General features: G+C 62.0%; 16 protein-coding genes. 4 read left to right on the top strand and 12 right to left on the bottom strand.

The features are described 5' to 3' along the window. Positions 1 to 2 precede the first annotated feature (2 nt). Positions 3 to 755, top strand: coding sequence for a crotonase/enoyl-CoA hydratase family protein (locus tag EV130_RS08820; RefSeq protein ID WP_132660033.1), 753 nt, complete (start codon positions 3 to 5; stop codon positions 753 to 755). 346 nt (positions 756 to 1101) lie between these two features. Here EV130_RS08820 and EV130_RS08815 read toward each other — a convergent pair whose 3' ends face one another. Together EV130_RS08815 and EV130_RS08810 are read right to left on the bottom strand one after the other, a co-directional pair. Continuing rightward, complete coding sequence (locus EV130_RS08815) at positions 1102 to 2352, bottom strand: class I SAM-dependent RNA methyltransferase (RefSeq protein WP_132660031.1); 1251 nt, start codon at positions 2350 to 2352, stop codon at positions 1102 to 1104. Continuing rightward, on the bottom strand, positions 2349 to 3095 hold the full coding sequence (locus EV130_RS08810) for a TlyA family RNA methyltransferase (protein ID WP_132660029.1): 747 nt from the start codon (positions 3093 to 3095) through the stop codon (positions 2349 to 2351). The genes EV130_RS08815 and EV130_RS08810 overlap by 4 nt, the downstream gene beginning before the upstream one ends. Before the next feature lie 317 nt (positions 3096 to 3412). Between EV130_RS08810 and EV130_RS08805 the strand changes: the two genes are divergently transcribed. Next, positions 3413 to 5338 (top strand): methyl-accepting chemotaxis protein, encoded by a 1926-nt coding sequence (locus tag EV130_RS08805; RefSeq protein ID WP_132552070.1) that lies wholly within the window; start codon positions 3413 to 3415, stop codon positions 5336 to 5338. 327 nt (positions 5339 to 5665) lie between these two features. Here the strand turns inward: EV130_RS08805 and dxs are convergent, their stop codons facing one another. The 5 genes from dxs to EV130_RS08780 form a co-directional block, all read right to left on the bottom strand. Next, entirely contained in the window at positions 5666 to 7582 is a 1917-nt protein-coding gene (gene dxs, locus EV130_RS08800) for a 1-deoxy-D-xylulose-5-phosphate synthase (protein ID WP_074060434.1), read from the bottom strand. Between the two features lie 101 nt (positions 7583 to 7683). Beyond that, entirely contained in the window at positions 7684 to 8607 is a 924-nt protein-coding gene (locus EV130_RS08795) for a pirin family protein (RefSeq protein ID WP_074060435.1), read from the bottom strand. A 72-nt stretch (positions 8608 to 8679) separates the two neighbouring features. Then, positions 8680 to 9447: an SDR family NAD(P)-dependent oxidoreductase gene (locus tag EV130_RS08790; RefSeq protein WP_132660027.1), complete on the bottom strand. Its 768-nt coding sequence runs from the start codon at positions 9445 to 9447 to the stop codon at positions 8680 to 8682. Positions 9448 to 9522: 75 nt separating this feature from the next. Next, a complete protein-coding gene (locus tag EV130_RS08785; protein WP_022716503.1) occupies positions 9523 to 9774 on the bottom strand; it encodes an exodeoxyribonuclease VII small subunit in 252 nt (83 codons plus the stop codon). Between the two features lie 2 nt (positions 9775 to 9776). Beyond that, complete coding sequence (locus EV130_RS08780) at positions 9777 to 10712, bottom strand: histone deacetylase family protein (RefSeq protein WP_074063073.1); 936 nt, start codon at positions 10710 to 10712, stop codon at positions 9777 to 9779. Positions 10713 to 10873: 161 nt separating this feature from the next. Here EV130_RS08780 and EV130_RS08775 point away from each other — a divergent pair, with 161 nt between their 5' ends. Next, the gene (locus EV130_RS08775; RefSeq protein WP_074060437.1) at positions 10874 to 11275 is read left to right on the top strand and encodes an acyl-CoA thioesterase; all 402 of its coding nucleotides are present in this window, start codon (positions 10874 to 10876) and stop codon (positions 11273 to 11275) included. A 9-nt stretch (positions 11276 to 11284) separates the two neighbouring features. Here the strand turns inward: EV130_RS08775 and EV130_RS08770 are convergent, their stop codons facing one another. From EV130_RS08770 to EV130_RS08760, 3 genes are read right to left on the bottom strand one after another with little or no spacing between them, the layout of a single operon-like run. Beyond that, positions 11285 to 11848 (bottom strand): biotin transporter BioY, encoded by a 564-nt coding sequence (locus EV130_RS08770; protein WP_074060438.1) that lies wholly within the window; start codon positions 11846 to 11848, stop codon positions 11285 to 11287. A 24-nt stretch (positions 11849 to 11872) separates the two neighbouring features. After that, positions 11873 to 12481: a CbiQ family ECF transporter T component gene (locus tag EV130_RS08765; RefSeq protein ID WP_132660025.1), complete on the bottom strand. Its 609-nt coding sequence runs from the start codon at positions 12479 to 12481 to the stop codon at positions 11873 to 11875. Next, entirely contained in the window at positions 12481 to 13155 is a 675-nt protein-coding gene (locus EV130_RS08760) for an energy-coupling factor ABC transporter ATP-binding protein (RefSeq protein ID WP_132552028.1), read from the bottom strand. The genes EV130_RS08765 and EV130_RS08760 overlap by 1 nt, the downstream gene beginning before the upstream one ends. Positions 13156 to 13253: 98 nt before the next feature. Between EV130_RS08760 and EV130_RS08755 the strand changes: the two genes are divergently transcribed. Beyond that, positions 13254 to 14444 (top strand): winged helix-turn-helix domain-containing protein, encoded by a 1191-nt coding sequence (locus EV130_RS08755; RefSeq protein WP_132660023.1) that lies wholly within the window; start codon positions 13254 to 13256, stop codon positions 14442 to 14444. A 92-nt stretch (positions 14445 to 14536) separates the two neighbouring features. Here the strand turns inward: EV130_RS08755 and ribB are convergent, their stop codons facing one another. Both ribB and aroC read right to left on the bottom strand, forming a co-directional pair. Continuing rightward, complete coding sequence (gene ribB, locus EV130_RS08750) at positions 14537 to 15640, bottom strand: 3,4-dihydroxy-2-butanone-4-phosphate synthase (protein ID WP_132552030.1); 1104 nt, start codon at positions 15638 to 15640, stop codon at positions 14537 to 14539. 10 nt (positions 15641 to 15650) lie between these two features. Then, positions 15651 to 16748: a chorismate synthase gene (gene aroC / locus EV130_RS08745; RefSeq protein ID WP_074060443.1), complete on the bottom strand. Its 1098-nt coding sequence runs from the start codon at positions 16746 to 16748 to the stop codon at positions 15651 to 15653. Positions 16749 to 16790 lie beyond the last annotated feature (42 nt).

Raw genomic sequence — 16790 nt, 5'->3', positions numbered from 1 at the left:
TCATGTCCGACCACATCATCATTGAACAATCCACTGCCCATCCCGGCGTGCAGATCATTCGCTTCAACCGCCCGGAAAAGAAAAATGCGATCACCCGTGCCATGTACGTGCGGATGACCGAAGCGCTGAAGAACGCGAACGAGGACATCACCATCCGGGCGACGGTATTCCTCGGAACGGAAGGCGCTTTTTGCGCGGGTAACGACATTGGTGACTTCCTTGCGGCTGCAACGGGAGGGTCCCTTGGCCGGGAGCTTCTCGATTTCCTCAATGCGCTCGTCAATGCCGAAAAGCCTTTGGTTTCCGGCGTCGATGGGCTGGCGATCGGCATCGGCACGACGATGCACATGCATTGCGATTTGACAGTCGCCTCCGACCGCAGCCAGTTTCGCACACCCTTCGTCGATCTGGCGCTGGTGCCCGAAGCTGCCTCCAGCTTGCTTGCGCCGCGCATCATGGGTCATCAGCGCGCCTTCGCCCTGCTCGCTGCAGGTGAAGCATTCTCCGCGAAGGAGGCAAAGGATGCCGGGCTGGTCTGGAAGGTTTGCTCCGCGCCGGACGTTGAATCGCTAACCCTTGCGGCCGCCGCAAAACTCGCCCTCAAACCGCCGGAGGCCCTGAAGATTGCTCGTGATCTCATCCGCGGCGACCGTGCCGAGATTACTGCGCGCATCGATGACGAGGCCCGGCATTTTGCCGCACAGTTGAAGAGCGCAGAAGCCCGCGCGGCCTTCGAGGCCTTCATGCGCCGCTGATGTCGGACAAGGGCTTCTTGCCAGATTTTAAGCCTGTCTCAAGCAAACCCCTAATCAGCGGCTGACGAGCTGATTTCGTTCGGTCGGTCGTCCAGGTGCATGAGGCGCCTTGCGCAGCCGGCGTGATCACCTTCTTCAGATGTCCTGACGAAGCAGTTCGTCATTGCCGCTTTCGGCAGACTACGATCCGCCCAAGCGCCCCTGGTATCGGGACGCAGCCAAGGCAGGAGCGCCCGTCCTCACCGAGCCTACACCGACGCCTCGAGTGGCATCATCAGCGCTGCCGTTCCGGTCAAGCGCGACGGTCTTGCTGGAGCGCAATGGCTGCTCAGCGTGAGCCGCGCGCCTATTTTGCCAGCGTCGCCACCACCTCGACATGCGAGGTCCAGAGAAACTGGTCGATCGGCGTGACGCCGGTGATTCGGTAGCCGCCCTCGATGAGAATGGTGAGATCGCGCGCCAGTGTCAGCGGATTGCAGCTGACAGCGGCGATCTTCCTAACCGTCGAACGGGCGAGCTCGCGGCACTGAAACTCCGCTCCGGCCCGAGGCGGATCAAAGACCACCGCGTCGTAGACTTTCAGTTCGGACGTCATCAGCGGGCGGCGGAAAAGATCGCGCTTCTCGACGCTGACTGGCTTCAGGCCCTGTGTCTTGCGCGCCGCCTGGTCGAGCGCGGCGAGCGCCTTTTCCTCGCCTTCGACGGCATGCACGCGTCCGATCCGGGCAAGTCGAAGAGAGAAAGTGCCGGCGCCCGCAAAGAGATCGGCAATGCGCTTTGAATTGCCGACATGAGCAAGTACCAGCTCGGCCATCGCCTCTTCGGCTGGCTTCGTCGCCTGCGTGAAGCTGCCGGCCGGCGGCGAGACCTGCACACCGCCGAAATCGATGATCGGCTTTGATGGCTCTACCAGGATTTCGCCATTCAGCGAAACGCGCGCGATGCCGCGAAGGCCAAGCACGGTTTCAATCGCCTTGCGCCGCTGCGGGTCTGGCATTTTCTTGATCCCGTCGACGGCGAGATCGAGCCCGGAAAGTGTTTCGAGAACCGATATGCGAAAGGCCTCGGCGCTGGTCGCAAGCGCTGCGCCAATGGCCTTGATCGCCGGCAGTCGTGCAAGGATCGCTGCCGACGAGATGGGACACTCGTCGATCGCAACGATATGGTGGCTTTCGGCCTGGTTGAAGCCGATCAGCATATCCTTCTCTGTCTTGCGCGCCGCGAAGACGACGCGCCGCCGCTCGCCGGGATGTGCGGGGACGAGTGGGCCGACCTCAGCCGATATGCCCTTCGATTTCAGTGCGTCGATCACCAGCCGCCGCTTGAAGGCCCGGTAGGGCTGATCAGCCATGTGCTGCAGCGTGCAGCCGCCGCAAGTTCCGTTGACGCCGTCCGGGCCGAAATGGCGGCAGGGCGGCTCCTGCCGATCGGCCGAAGGCTTGGCAATCGACATGATCGTGCCGTGGTTCTTGACGCGCGCGATCGCCACGCTTTCGCCGGGCAGCGAAAAAGGCACGTAAATCGGGCCATCGGCGCCCTCGGCAACGCCGTCGCCCTGACCGCCGAGTTTCTGGATCGTGACTGTTTCGGTGCTCACGGCTTCGTTCCTGCGAGTAGAAATTCCTGATTGCCGTCGCCGCCGGCGATCGGCGAAGCGATGAGCCCGAGGCTCGTCCAGCCCATGTCTTCGACGAACCAGCGCTCAAGCTCGGCCGCGACCGCAGGTGCGGAGGAGGGATCCTTCAACAGTCCGCCCTTGCCGATTGCTTCGCGCCCGGCTTCGAATTGCGGCTTTACCAAAAGTGCTGCAATGGCGCCAGGCTCGGCGATTTGCAACGCAGGCGCCAACGCCAGTTTCAGTGAAATGAACGAAACATCCGACACGACGAAGGTGGTTGGCCGGCCGATATCGTCTGCCGTCAAGTGGCGAGCGTTCAGCCCCTCGATATTGGTGACTCTCGCATCGTTTGTGATGCGCGGATGCATCTGCCCGTGACCGACATCGATGGCGGTCACATGTGCCGCGCCGCGCTCCAGCAGCACTTCCGTGAAGCCGCCCGTCGAAGCGCCGACGTCGAGACAGTGGTGGCCCGAGGGATCGAGATGGAAATGATCGAGCGCCGCAATGAGCTTGAGCGCCGCACGGGAGACGTAATCCTGCGCCGGATCATCGACCTCGATCAGGGCGTCCTCGCAAAAGAGGGCCCCCGGCTTTGTCACGACAGCTCCGCCGACCTTGACTGTGCCACGGCTTACCGCATCGCGTGCCCGCGAGCGGCTGGAAAAAAGGCCGAGGCTCACGAGAAGCAGGTCGAGGCGCTGGGTATTCTGATCGGACATCGGCAGTCCATGACCGGCAAAGCCGCTGCTTGCAAGCCTTTTGTTGCGGTCGCTGCAGATGAGTGAGGTCTTTGGAGGAAGTGCAGAGCCCGTGGAAACGGTTCCTCCCCAATTTTGAGCAGGACAGATTAAGCAAATTTAAAGCCGGCGCCCGTAGCTTCGCGGTGATTGCAGCGGTCCGCCCGGGCCGTTCACTGCCATGATGGCATCATAACCTCCACCTGCAGATCATGTTTCAGTTTCATTCGCTCTGCCGCTGCGTCTCGCGCGGCTTGTTTCGCCGTTTTTGTCAGGAGAGTTGACCGGTGTTCGCCAACATGTCGTTGAAGGGAAAGCTTGCCGCAACTTTTGCCGCGCTGATTCTCATCTTCATTTCCGTCTCAGCCTATGTGCACAGCAAGGCGAACGCCTCGGCTGCTGCTGCCGCCGAACAGGAGAAATCGGAGCTCCTGGTCAATCACATCGATGACGCGCTGCAGGCAATGCTGGAGCAGGCCGTCAACCTGCGCGGCTTCATCCTTTTCCGCAGCGACAGCACCTATGGCGATATCTTCGCCAATCGCGAACGCATGCTGAAGGCGATTGCTGCCGCCAAGCAGACAGCTGCAGGCGAGGCGGAGCTGATCGGGATGATCGACGGCATGCAGAAGGCGGCCGATCTCTATTTCCACGAGCTTGCCGAACCGCAGGCCAAGGCGCGCAAGGAAACCGAGACGCCGATTGCAGACGTCGTCAAGATCGGTGTGAACGCCACCAAAGGACAACTCGACGGCTTCCGTCAGGCGTCCGCCAAGATCAAGGCCGTCGCACGCGAAAAGTCGGCGACATTTGCCGCAACCCAGCTCGACGCCAACGAAGATCTGACCTTCACGCTGATCGCCGGTGGCATTGCGGCATCGCTTGCCGCAGCCGTGCTCGCCTGGCTTCTATCGCGCACTATCGCGCAGCCGATCGTCGGCATGACCCTCGCCATGGGCCGCTTGGCAGCTGGCCACAACGATATCGACGTGCCGGCGCTCGAGCGCGGCGACGAAGTCGGCCTGATGGCGAAATCGGTGCTGGTCTTCAAGGAGGCCGCAATCGAAAAGCAGCGCCTTTCCGGCGAGACTGACCGAATGCGCGACGAGGCCGAGCGCCAGCGCCAGCTCTCCGACGAGGAAAAGGCCCGCGAGGCAGCCGAGATCCGCTTTGCGATCGACAGTCTGGCGGGCGGTCTTTCGAACCTCGCCAACGGCGATGTCGCAAGCCGGATCGCAACGCCCTTTTCCGCTCACTTCGACAGCCTGCGGAACGACTTCAACCATGCCGCTGAAAAGCTTCAGTCGGCACTCCAGGCGGTTGGCCGCAATGCCTCGGCGATCAACGCCGGCGCCGGCGAAATCCGCTCCGCCGCCGACGACCTCGCACGTCGCACCGAACAGCAGGCCGCCGCCGTCGAGCAAACCGCCGCAGCTCTCGAAGAGGTCACGACTACCGTCCGCGACAGCGCCAAGCGCGCCGAAGATGTCGGTCATCTGGTCGAGCGTGCGCGTATCGGTGCCGAGCGCTCCGGCGATGTTGTCCGCAAGGCCGTTACCGCCATGCAGCAGATCGAAAAATCCTCGGGCGAGATCAGCAACATCATCGGCGTTATCGACGACATCGCCTTCCAGACGAATCTGCTTGCCTTGAACGCGGGCGTCGAGGCTGCCCGCGCAGGTGATGCAGGCAAGGGATTTGCCGTCGTCGCCCAGGAGGTGCGTGAACTGGCTCAGCGCTCCGCCAATGCCGCCAAGGAGATCAAGGCGCTGATCACGACCTCCGGCGACCATGTCAACACCGGCGTCTCGCTTGTCGGTGAAACCGGCGAGGCGCTTGCCGAGATCGTCAGCGAGGTCCAGGAGATCAACCGCCATATCGGTGCGATCGTCACCGCGACGCGCGAACAGTCGATCGGCCTGCAGGAGATCAACACCGCGGTCAACAATATGGACCAGGGAACGCAGCAGAATGCGGCCATGGTCGAAGAGCAAACGGCAGCAAGCCACGCGCTGGCCCAGGAAGCCAACGCGCTGGACGCCCTGCTGCAACAGTTCAAGCTCGGCCAGACCGCACCGGCGGCCGTGCCCCGTGCGAAGGCCGCGCAGTCCGGCGCCCGCCCTGTTGCATCGCCCGCCCGAGCGCTGACGAACAAGCTCGCCAGCGCCTTCGGCGGCAAGGCGGCAACCGCCGCAGCCGTCCAAGACGATTGGACGGAATTTTGAGATCGCTGATCGATCTGAAATAGAGAAGGGCGGCCGGTTTTGCCGCCCTTCTCGTTTGTACCTGCGAGATGCGGTTGAAGCCGCCCATCCGCTTGCCGTTGCGTTTTGGTGAAACGTGGTCGAACCGGGTATGGTCACGGCCGACTGGGACGGCGCCATCCGTTTCCCCGCCGCCATGCCTTCGACGACTGTGAGGCGTTTCGCCTCCTGCGTGACAATCGATTGCGCCGCCGATCTGCTTCAGCCGGCTTTCACCATTGGCGGCAATCTGCTGCAGCAAAACGCAACCACACCCTGCCGCCTCGGTGCGGCCCCTACCGGATGGCGTCAGCCCGCAACTCCCACGGCCGCGCCGTGACCGAGTGTCCGGAAGACGGTGGAAACGATCCCAGCGCGGTCGAGGCCCGCATGGGCGTTCATCACCTCTGGTTTTGCCTGCTCCATCCAGATATCGGGCATCGTGAGCGAGCGGACCTTGAGGCCACTTTCGAGCAGGCCTTCCATCGCGAGGAAATGCAGCACATGACTGCCGAAGCCGCCGATGGCGCCTTCTTCGACGGTGATCAGCATTTCGTGGTGGCGGGCGAGCTGGCGGATCAGGCCGTGGTCCAGCGGCTTGGCGAAGCGCGCATCGGCAACTGTGGTCGAAAGGCCGGCAGCCTCAAGATCTTCGGCCGCAAGCAGGCAGTCGGAAAGCCGCGACCCGAAGGAGAGCAGCGCGACCTTGGTGCCTTCCTTGACGATGCGGCCCTTGCCGATCTGCAGGATTTCGCCGCGCGTTGGCATTTCGACACCGACACCTTCGCCGCGCGGATAGCGGAATGAAATCGGGCCGGTGTCATAAGCCGCCGCCGTGCGCACCATATGCTTCAGTTCCGCCTCGTCGGCCGCAGCCATGACGACAAAGCCGGGAAGCGTCGCAAGAAATGTCGTGTCGAACGAACCTGCATGCGTGGGGCCGTCGGCGCCGACGAAACCAGCGCGGTCGATCGGGAAACGGACCGGCAGGCCCTGGATTGCGACATCGTGGACCACCTGGTCGTAGGCGCGCTGCAAGAAGGTGGAATAGAGCGCCGCAAACGGCTTGTAACCCTCGGTGGCGAGACCTGCCGCGAAGGTTACGGCATGCTGTTCGGCGATGCCGACATCGAAACAGCGGGCAGGGAAGATTTCGGCAAGCTTGTCCAGGCCGGTGCCATTCGGCATGGCCGCCGTGATGCCGACGATCTTGTCGTCAAGCGTTGCCTCCTGCACCAGCGCCTCGGCGAAGACGCTCGTATAGCTCGGCGCATTCGGCTTCACTTTGGCCTGCGCGCCGGTGATGACGTCGAATTTGTTGACGCCGTGGTACTTGTCGGCGGCGGCTTCGGCAGGCGGATAACCCTTGCCCTTCTGCGTGACGACGTGGATCAGCACCGGGCCTTCGGCGTTGTCGCGCACATTGCGCAGTACCGGGAGCAGATGTTCGAAGGAATGACCATCGATCGGACCGATATGATAAAAGCCCATTTCCTCGAACATGGTGCCACCGGTCACGTAGCCTCGCGCATGCTCGACAGCGCGGGTCAGCGCCCGGTCGACTTTCTTGCCGAGATAGGCTGTCAGCTTTTTGCCGAAATCGCGAAAACCCATATAGGTTCGGCCGGAGGCGAGGCGGGCGAGATAGGCGCTCATGGCACCCGTCGGCGGAGCAATAGACATGTCGTTGTCGTTGAGGATGACGATGAGCCGTGCGTCGAGCGCGCCGGCGTTGTTCAGAGCCTCGTAAGCCATGCCGGCCGACATGGCGCCGTCGCCGATGACGGCAATCACGCGCCGGTCTGTCTTGCTGAGTTCCGCGGCGACCGCCATGCCGAGACCGGCGGAAATCGAAGTCGATGAGTGCGCCGCCCCAAAGGGATCATATTCGCTCTCGGCGCGCCGCGTGAACCCGGAAAGGCCGCCTTCTTGACGCAGCGTGCGGATCCGCTCGCGGCGCCCGGTAAGGATCTTGTGCGGGTAACACTGGTGGCCGACGTCGAAGATCAACCGGTCCTCGGGCGTGTCGAAGACACTGTGGATGGCGATCGTCAGTTCGACGACGCCAAGACCCGCGCCCAGATGTCCGCCGGTGCGCGAGACCGCATCGATCATTTCGTCTCGGACTTCGCGCGCAAGTTGCGGCAGGTCGCGATCCTCGAGCTTGCGCAGGTCGGCGGGATATTTGACCTGATCGAGCAGCGGGGTTTTCGGCTGATGTGTCACGGGCAGGAGCTCTTTCTTATGGTTCTTGCTTTGCTTATTCGATTAGATTGCGGCAAAACAAGTGCTTTTCAAGAACCGCAACCCCATAATCCTAAAGGAGTTCATCCTTCGGGCAAAGGCACGAATTCCTCTTCGTCCCCCGGAACGATGTCGAAGCGGCCGGTGCGCCACTCCTCCTTCGCCTTCTCGATCCGCTCCTTGGAGGAGGAAACGAAGTTCCACCAGATGTACCGCTTCGAATTCAGTGCCGCGCCCCCAAAGAGCATCAGATGACAGCCCGCAGGACCTGCCTCAAGGGTGATCGCATCGCCTTGCCGGAAGACGAGCAGCTGATCGGCGGCAAAGCGGTCGCCGGCGATGATGACTTCGCCCGAAAGCACATAGGCGGCGCGCTCTTCATGGGCCGCGCCGAAGGGGAACCTGGCACCGGGTTCGATATCGACGTCGGCATAGAGCGTGTCCGAAAATACGCTGACCGGCGATGTCATGCCTTCGAAGGAGCCGATGACGACGCGCCCTCTCACGCCACGTTCATCGATCAGCGGCATCTCGCTTTTTTCCGTATGGGCAAAGGAGGGGTCGATTTCTTCCTTGTCGTCCGGTAGCGCGAGCCAGGTCTGCAGGCCCGACATCAGCAGCGGGTGACCACGCAGATTGTCGGGCGTGCGCTCCGAATGCACGATGCCGCGCCCGGCCGTCATCAGGTTGATGTCGCCAGGCCGTATCACCTTTTCGGTGCCAAGACTGTCCATATGCCGGATTTCGCCATCGAAAAGGTAGGTGACGGTCGACAAGCCGATATGCGGATGCGGTTTCACGTCCAGCGCCTCGCCAGGCTTCAGAATCGCAGGTCCCATCCGGTCGAAGAAGATGAACGGTCCCACCAGCCGCCGCTGCCGCGTCGGAAGCGCCCGCCGCACCTGAAAACCGCCGATATCGCTGGTGCGCGGAATGATCAGATTCTCGATGGCGTCGCAGGCGAAGGCATCACCGGGCAGCGGGTCTTTACCGGGGAAGAAGGACATGGCGGTTCTCCGAGCAAGAGGGCGCGACCAGCAATAGCGCCTGGCGGGCCGCCGCGAAAGGGTTCATGTTCGTCAGATGGCTGTGAAGCCGTTATCGACAAAAAGATGGGCTCCGTTGACGAAGCTGGATTCGTCGCTCGCCAAGTAGAGCGCCGCCCTGGCCACATCTTCCGGTTCACCGATCCTGCCCTGCTGAGCAGCAATGGCGGCGTCGGAAACATCGACGCCAAGCGCTTGTAAGTCGGCAACCTCACGAAGCCCGTGCGGCGTACGGATGAACCCGGGGCAGACAGCATTGCAGCGGATGTTGCGGTCGCGGAATTCCACCGCAATCGCTCGAGCAAACATATGCACTGCACCCTTGGTCGTGTCATAGAGCACTTCCATCGGCGTCGCGGCAACGGCGGAGATGGAGGAGGTACAGACGATCGATCCTCCGCCTGCCGCGATCATCTTCGGCAATACGGCCTTTGTCATCAGGAACATCGAGCGCACGTTGACGGCATGCAGCCAAACCCATTCCTCAGTCGTCGTTTCCAGAAATGGCTTGATGACGATGGTGCCGGCATGATTGAAGAGCACCGTAACGGCGCCAAAGCGCTCCTCGACACCGGCAGCGGCCGTGTTCACCGCTTTCTCGTCGGAAACGTCGGCAATCCAGTAATCCGCTTCACCGCCTGAATTCCTAATGGCCATGACGGTCTGCGCCGCCGCCTCGCCATTGCGGTCTATGATCGCGACACGAGCGCCTTCGGCCGCAAACAGCTTCGACGCTGCGCCGCCCATGCCGGTCGCACCGCCCGAGACGATGGCAACCTTGCTCTTCAGCCTGTCCGTCATTCTGAACTCTTCCCTGTGCTGTTGGTGGGGATGTTAGACTGACGAATTTCTTCCGGCCAGAAGTCTTGGGAGATATCAGGCCCCGTCCAGTGGCTCCGTGCCCTGCGGTTTGCCGGCGCGGTCGAGCCGGATCTTCTCGATGCGGTTTTCTGCAGCCGAAAGCAGCGTCTCGCAATGCTTCTTCAGCGCTTCACCGCGCTCGTAGATCTCGATGGATTCATCGAGCGCCACGTCGCCGCGTTCCAGACGGGCAACGATGCTTTCGAGTTCGGCAACTGCCTTTTCGAAGGAAAGACCGGAAACCTCCGGCTTGGCGCTGTCAGTCATGCTCAACCCTTCATCAATCGAAGCACATGCAGGCCTGCCGATTCGGCAAGCCCTTCCAGATCATAGCCGCCTTCCAACAAGCTGACGACCCGGTTGGAGGCGCTTTTGTCGGCTATCTCCAGCAATCTTCCGGTCGCCCAGTCGAAATCCTCGCCGACGAGATTGATCTGCGCCAGGGGATCTCGATGATGCGCGTCGAAGCCGGCAGAGATGATGATGAGGTCCGGCCGGAAACCGACAAGGGCTGGCAGCACGCGCGATTTGAAAGCCTCGCGGAAATGATCGCTGCCGACATTTGGCGAAAGCGGCGCATTGATGATCGTGCCGTGCTTGCCGCTTTCCTCCTTCGCTCCCGATCCCGGATAAAGCGGCATCTGATGCGTCGAGCAGAAAAGCACGGAGGCGTCGTCCCAGAAGATGTCCTGAGTGCCGTTGCCGTGGTGCACGTCCCAGTCGACGATCGCCACTCGCTCGGCACCATAGCGCTTCTGGGCATGGCGCGCGGCGATCGCCGCGTTGTTGAAGAAGCAAAAGCCCATTGCCGTCGTCTTCTCCGCGTGATGGCCCGGCGGGCGGGCGGCGACGAAGACATTGTCGGCCTTGCCGGTGAAGACGTCATCCACCGCAGCCATCGCCGCACCGACGCCCGTCAGCGCCGCCTGCAGGCTCTTCGGGCTCGCATAGGTGTCAGCCTCGATCTGGTTGATCTCACCGTCTCCTTCCGGAATCTGGCGCATGACGGAGCGCAGATGTTCCTCGGGATGGGCAAGCAGCACGGCCTCCTCATTGGCCAGCGGCGCTTCCTTGCGCTCCAGCCTTTCAAAATTTGGATGGCCAAGTGCGACGTTGATTGCCCGCATCCGGTCCGGCCGCTCGGGATGGCCCGCGGGGGTGACATGTTCGAGAAAGATCGGGTGTTCGTAAAGGCGGGTGCTCATGCGCATACTCTTATCGCTTGCCCCAGTCATGATCCACACCAGATGGCGCAAATGTCGGCAATTTCAACATAGGCGCTCCTTCGTGCGCATGTCACCTCCACCGTTTACTTCGGCCTGTGTCGCCATTAGTCTTCAAGCAGGGATGTGAGGATAGGCAGGCGATGACAAAATCGGCGCGCTCGAACGTAGCGGAAATACGTGTGCCGTTCCGGGACGTCGACATGCATGGTGAGATGTTCATCTCGTCCTATATTTCCTATGCGGAATCCGTACTTGCAAATTTCTGGCTGACGCGTCCGGAAGTGGAAGGCGAGCCAATTTATACTGCAAGCAAGATTTCCTGCATCCTGCACCGGCCCTTGCACTACGACGAACTGGTGGAGTTCACCACCGCGGTCGACAAAATCGGCGTTCGCTCCGTCGGCTTTCTGATTGCCGTTGAGGCGGAAGGCGAACGCGCCGCCGAGGTGGAGATCATCTGGCAAGCGCGCAATCGCGAAGACCTGTCGCCGGCCGCGCTCCCTGAGGAAACGCGCGACTGGCTTTACACCTTCGTCGATTAGGCTCCGATCCTAGGCACGCGCAGGCAGAAGCGGATAGCCGACCATAACGGCGCGGCCGGCGAGTGCTGCGACGAAGGCCTTGATGACATCGCCGGGCACGAAGGCCATCGAACCGACGAACGCCTGTTGCAGGCCGACGCCGGCAGCAACCCAGAGATAGGCGATCCCCAAAGCATAGAGGACGACGATGCCGCCAATCGCGGATGCGAGGAAGAAGCCGACCGTCTGCACGAGGCCGGACTGCTCGGACTTCACCAGGCGCTCGGCGACATAGCCGGTGACGAAAGCGGCAAAGAGCCAGCCGATGAGGAAGCCGGTCGTCGGTGCGGCAAATGCCGCAAGGCCGCCGCGGCCGCCTGAAAGCACCGGAAGGCCGATTGCAACAAGAACCAGCACGATCAGCACGGCGATTGCACCGCGGCGCGCGCCGAGCACGACGCCTGCCATCATGACGCCGAGCGACTGGGCGGTGATCGGCACCGGAATGAAGCCGAGGGTGATCGGCGGTAGAATGCCGAGCGCCACGATGATTGCAGCAAAGAGGGCTGAGAGAACGAGGTCGCGGGTGCTCATCATGGGCTCCGTGTTTACAGAATGTTAACTGACATGCCGCCGAACGCCGCGCGCGTCAATCGCTGCGGCAATATTATCCGCATCTCTGATCGTGAGGATGATCAACGGCGCAAGCACCGTGACGGGCCGCACCTTGATGCCGCGGGCTGTATGCGCCTCCTTGATCGCCTGGTAGCGGCCAAGGATTTCGGGCACGAAACGGACGACGAGGCCGACTGCAAGTCCCACATCGTTGGCAGCCACCAGGCCGGCCCGCTCCAATGGGCGGGCAAGCAGCGTGACCTCGTCGATGAATTCGCTGATCGTCGTTGTTGCCGTCACCGCCGCCGCAAAGAGCATCAGCGCCGTCAGCCGCAGCAGCGCCACGACCGCACCATGCCAGGGATTGAAGGCGAGGCTGAAAAGTGCCACGACGAGGATCGTCAGCAGCACTGGCTTCAGCCGCGCAATCGCCTGCCCGGAAGACAGGCCGACGCTGGAATAGACCGCCCCTGTGATCAGCACGCCGAGCGAAAGCAGCGCAATGTTGCGGGTCGTGAAGAGAATGACGCCGAGGATTGCGAGAACAAGCAGCTTCGAGCGCGCCGGAAGCCGGTGCATGATGCTGGTTCCCTCGACATAAAGCGATTGCATCAGGCGGTAATCTCCCGGTAGCGCGCGATTGCCTCGGCCGCCGGCGCATCGGCGGCAAGCCTGCCCTCGTCGAAGAGCAGGACACGGCCGAAATCGGCGACCAGTTCCAGATCATGGCTGATCACGATGGCATTTTCGGGCAGGCCCTCGATGATCTTCTGCACCAGTGCGCGATTCTTGAGATCGAGCTGGTTCGTCGGCTCGTCGAGGATCAGGATATCGGGGCCTGTCACCAAAACCGCAGCGAGGGCGGCGATCTGCAACTCGCCGCCAGAAAGCTCGTGCGCCCGGCGCGCTGCTAGATGGGTGGCACCGAAGCGGGCAAGTGCCGCTTCAACCTTCGCTTCGATCTCGGCTTTCGAAAAGCCGCGACCCTTCAATCCGAAGGCAATGTCGTCGCGCACGATCGGCAGGATGATCTGGTTCTGCGGCTGCTGGAAGATGAAGCCGACATCAGGAAGGGCCGAATGGGAGGCGGCCGTGTCCTGGCCATTGACGATCACGCGTCCGGCCGTCGGCTTCGTCAGACCGTTGATCAGCCGCGCGAAAGTGGTCTTTCCCGAGCCGTTGAGGCCGATCACGCCGATGCGGTTTTCCGTGAGAGTAAGGGTCAGCGGCAAAAGCGCTTCCCGCGCGCCATACGTGACTGCAGCCCCTTCGAAGCGGATTTCCAAATCATTCCCCCGTCACAATCCGATGCTGCTTCTATAGCCGCAGCGTCAAAAGTGCAAAACCGGGTGGCTAGGAACATCTTCCCGAATATGATGGACCGATGACGAATCTCTTTTCGAACAGCGATGCCCGCCGGGTTTTCCTCGCCAAACAGGGCCTCAGCTCTGCGCCAAACCGCGCCCTGACGAAGGCCGGGCTGCTGCAGCTGATCCATGACATCGGTTTCGTGCAGGTGGACAGCATCCAGACCGTGGAGCGGGCGCATCACCAGATCCTCTTTTCCCGCAACCAGACATATAGACGCGAACACCTGACCGCGCTCCTGGAAAAGGACGGCGCGCTGTTCGAGCATTGGACGCACGACGCCTCGATCCTGCCGAGCGCCTTCTTCAAATACTGGAAGCACAAATTCAGGCATCAGGAAGAGGTGCTCGTCGAACGCTGGCGCAAATGGCGCGGCGAGGGCTTCGAGCATGCCTTCGACGAGACCTACGAGCGCGTCGTTCGCGACGGCGCGATCATGGCCCGCGAGATCAAGGCCGACGGACACACCTCCGGCGGCTGGTGGAACTGGCATCCCAACAAGACCGCGCTCGAATATTTCTGGCACACCGGCAAGTTCGCCATCGCCGGCCGCTCCAATTTCCAGAAGATCTACGATCTGGTCGAGCGTGTCATTCCCGCCCACTTCCGCGATCCGGAAGTAAGCCGCGAGGAGTTTGTCGATTGGGCGTGCCGAAGCGCGTTGGAACGGCTCGGTTTTGCGACACACGGCGAAATCGCCGCCTTTTGGGATCTGCTGTCGCCGGACGAGGCGAAGACCTGGGTTACAACCCATCGTGACGAATTGACCGAAATCCTGATCGAGCCGGCGCTTAGTGGCAAGCCGCGCCCGTCCTGGGCCTTCGCGGATTTCCTTTCGACAGTGGATGACTATTGCGAGGCTCCAGCGCGCGTTCGCGTCTTGAGCCCCTTCGATCCGGCGATCCGCGACCGCAACCGCACCGAACGCCTGTTCGGCTTCTTCTACCGCATCGAAGTTTTCGTACCCGAGCCGAAGCGCGAATACGGCTATTACGTCTTTCCACTGCTCGAAGGTGACAAGCTCATCGGCCGCATCGACATGAAGGCCGACCGCAAGAAGGGCACGCTGGATGTGAAGCGGCTATGGCTGGAACCCGGCGTGAAGGCTTCTGCCGGACGGATGGAGAGACTGCGGGCAGAACTGGAGCGCGTGGCGAAGTTTGCGGGGGTGGAGAAGGTTGTGTTTGTCGAGGCATGGAGGGGTTAGCCGCGTGGCTCTTCTGCCCGCAAGTGCCTGAGCTCACCCAGCCACGCATCCGGCCCCGCAAGCGGCCTTTCCCCTGGCCAGACGGAAACCTCTCACCAAATCTCCGTCTTTGAAATCTTGATTCCAAACCCCTCCAGGCCGACATAGTGTCGCTCGCGGCTGGTGAGCAGCCTGATCGAACTGACGCCGAGGTCTTTCAGGATCTGTGCGCCCAATCCGATTTCCAGCCATTCGCTTTCGCGGCTCTTGGCCTGCGCGTGGGCTTCGCGGCCCTGGCTGCGGGCCTTGCGGCCGTTGTCGTAGTGGCCGACGCCCACGGAGCCTTCACGGAGGTAGACGATGATTCCGCGGCCTTCCTCGGCGATCTTCTGCATGTAGTGGTCGACCGGGCTCTTCTTTCCGAAGAGGTCCTCGGCGACATTTTCCGGGTGAAGGCGCACCGGGATGTCGATGCCGTCGCGTATATCGCCGAAGACGACGGCGAGGTGCTGCATCGGATCCCAAGGGAGCGAATAGGTGTGCGCCTTGGCCTTGCCGAACGGGGTTTCGATTTCGAAGCTGGCGCCGAGTTCGATCAGTGTTTCCTTGCGCTGCCGATAGGCGATCAGGTCTGCGACCGAGACGAGCTTCAGGCCATGCTTTTGTGCAAAGTCGATGACCTGCGGTCCCCGCGTCACCGTTCCGTCGTCGTTGACGAGCTCGCTGATGACGCCGATCAGCGGCAGTCCAGCGAGCCTGCACAGATCGACGGCCGCTTCCGTATGGCCAGAACGCATCAAAACGCCGCCTTCGCGGGCAACAAGTGGAAAAATGTGGCCGGGCCGGACGAAATCGCTCGCACCGACATTCGGATTGGCGAGATTGCGCACCGTGAGCGTCCGGTCGTCGGCGGAAATGCCGGTCGTCGTGCCGTGCTTGAAATCGACGGAGACGGTGAAGGCCGTGGTGTGGGCGGAGTCGTTTTCCGCCACCATGGCGTTGAGGTTCAGGCGCTTCGCCTCTTCTTTCGGCATGGGCGTGCAGACGATGCCGGATGTATGGCGAACGATGAAGGCCATCTTTTCCGGTGTGCAATGGACCGCGGCAACAATCAGGTCACCTTCGTTCTCCCGGTCGTCGTCATCCATGACGACGACGATTTCGCCGGCTTCGAAGGCTCGGATGGCATCGACGACACGCTTCTGGTCATAAGGCATGAGACGGTTCCTATTTCAGACGGCCGGTCTGGCCGCGGTCGCGGAGGTAGTGGTCGGCAATGGCGCAGGCGACCATGGCTTCGCCGATCGGCACGGCCCTGATGCCGACGCAGGGGTCGTGCCGGCCCTTGGTGCGGATATCGACATTATTGCCATCGGCATCAATCGAGCGCCGCTCGGTGAGAATGGAGGAAGTCGGCTTGATCGCAAAGCGCGCGATCACCGGCTGGCCGGTCGATATGCCGCCTAAGATCCCGCCGGCGTGGTTGGAAAGAAACAGCGGCTTGCCGTCATTGCCCATGCGCATCTCGTCGGCGTTTTCTTCGCCGGTGATCTCTGCAGCGCCGAACCCATTGCCGATCTCGACGCCCTTCACGGCATTGATCGACATCAGCAGCGAGGCGATGTCCTGGTCGAGCTTGGCATAGATGGGCGCACCGAGCCCGGCCGGAACATTTTCAGCCACGACTTCGACGACGGCGCCGATCGAGGAGCCGTTCTTGCGGATGCCGTCAAGATACTCCTCCCATACGGGCACGATTTCAGCATCGGGCGAGAAGAAGGGATTTTGGTTGACCTGATCCCAATCCCAGTTATGGCGGTTGATCTTGTGCTTGCCGATCTGCACGAGAGCTCCGTGAACTTTCATGTTCGGCACGACGAGACGGGCAATCCCGCCGGCCGCCACACGTGCCGCGGTTTCGCGGGCGGAGGAGCGGCCGCCGCCGCGATAGTCGCGGATGCCGTATTTGACGTCATAGGTATAGTCGGCATGGCCGGGACGGTATTGTCGGGCAATCTCGCCGTAATCCTTGGAGCGCTGGTCCGTATTCTCGATCATCATCGCGATCGGCGTTCCGGTCGTGGTCATGGTCTCGCCGTCGGCATCCAGCATCACGCCGGACAGCACCTTCACGAGGTCCGCCTCGCGGCGCTGCGTGACGAAACGCGACTGGCCGGGCTTTCGCCTGTCGAGCCAGCCCTGAATGTCTTCGAGCTTGAAGCGCAGGCCGGGAGGGCAGCCGTCGACGACGCAGCCGAGGGCCGGGCCGTGGCTCTCGCCCCAGGTTGTTACGCGAAAGAGATGACCGAATGTATTGTGCGACATGTGTTCCGACCGCGCGCGGCAACCCGCGCCATTCTCCAAAAT

This window comes from Rhizobium azibense, from assembly GCF_004342325.1.
Classification (GTDB): Bacteria; Pseudomonadota; Alphaproteobacteria; order Rhizobiales; family Rhizobiaceae; genus Rhizobium; species Rhizobium etli_B.
This window is presented reverse-complemented; position numbering and strand designations above follow the sequence as displayed.

Coding starts and splice junctions, on each gene's coding strand:
- EV130_RS08820 (WP_132660033.1), top strand. CDS start 3: ATGTCCGACCACATCATCATTGAACAATCCACTGCCCATCCCGGCGTG.
- EV130_RS08810 (WP_132660029.1), bottom strand. CDS start 3,095: ATGTCCGATCAGAATACCCAGCGCCTCGACCTGCTTCTCGTGAGCCTC.
- EV130_RS08805 (WP_132552070.1), top strand. CDS start 3,413: ATGTCGTTGAAGGGAAAGCTTGCCGCAACTTTTGCCGCGCTGATTCTC.
- EV130_RS08795 (WP_074060435.1), bottom strand. CDS start 8,607: ATGTCCTTCTTCCCCGGTAAAGACCCGCTGCCCGGTGATGCCTTCGCC.
- EV130_RS08790 (WP_132660027.1), bottom strand. CDS start 9,447: ATGACGGACAGGCTGAAGAGCAAGGTTGCCATCGTCTCGGGCGGTGCG.
- EV130_RS08785 (WP_022716503.1), bottom strand. CDS start 9,774: ATGACTGACAGCGCCAAGCCGGAGGTTTCCGGTCTTTCCTTCGAAAAG.
- EV130_RS08780 (WP_074063073.1), bottom strand. CDS start 10,712: ATGAGCACCCGCCTTTACGAACACCCGATCTTTCTCGAACATGTCACC.
- EV130_RS08775 (WP_074060437.1), top strand. CDS start 10,874: ATGACAAAATCGGCGCGCTCGAACGTAGCGGAAATACGTGTGCCGTTC.
- EV130_RS08770 (WP_074060438.1), bottom strand. CDS start 11,848: ATGAGCACCCGCGACCTCGTTCTCTCAGCCCTCTTTGCTGCAATCATC.
- EV130_RS08765 (WP_132660025.1), bottom strand. CDS start 12,481: ATGCAATCGCTTTATGTCGAGGGAACCAGCATCATGCACCGGCTTCCG.
- EV130_RS08755 (WP_132660023.1), top strand. CDS start 13,254: ATGACGAATCTCTTTTCGAACAGCGATGCCCGCCGGGTTTTCCTCGCC.
- ribB (WP_132552030.1), bottom strand. CDS start 15,640: ATGCCTTATGACCAGAAGCGTGTCGTCGATGCCATCCGAGCCTTCGAA.
- aroC (WP_074060443.1), bottom strand. CDS start 16,748: ATGTCGCACAATACATTCGGTCATCTCTTTCGCGTAACAACCTGGGGC.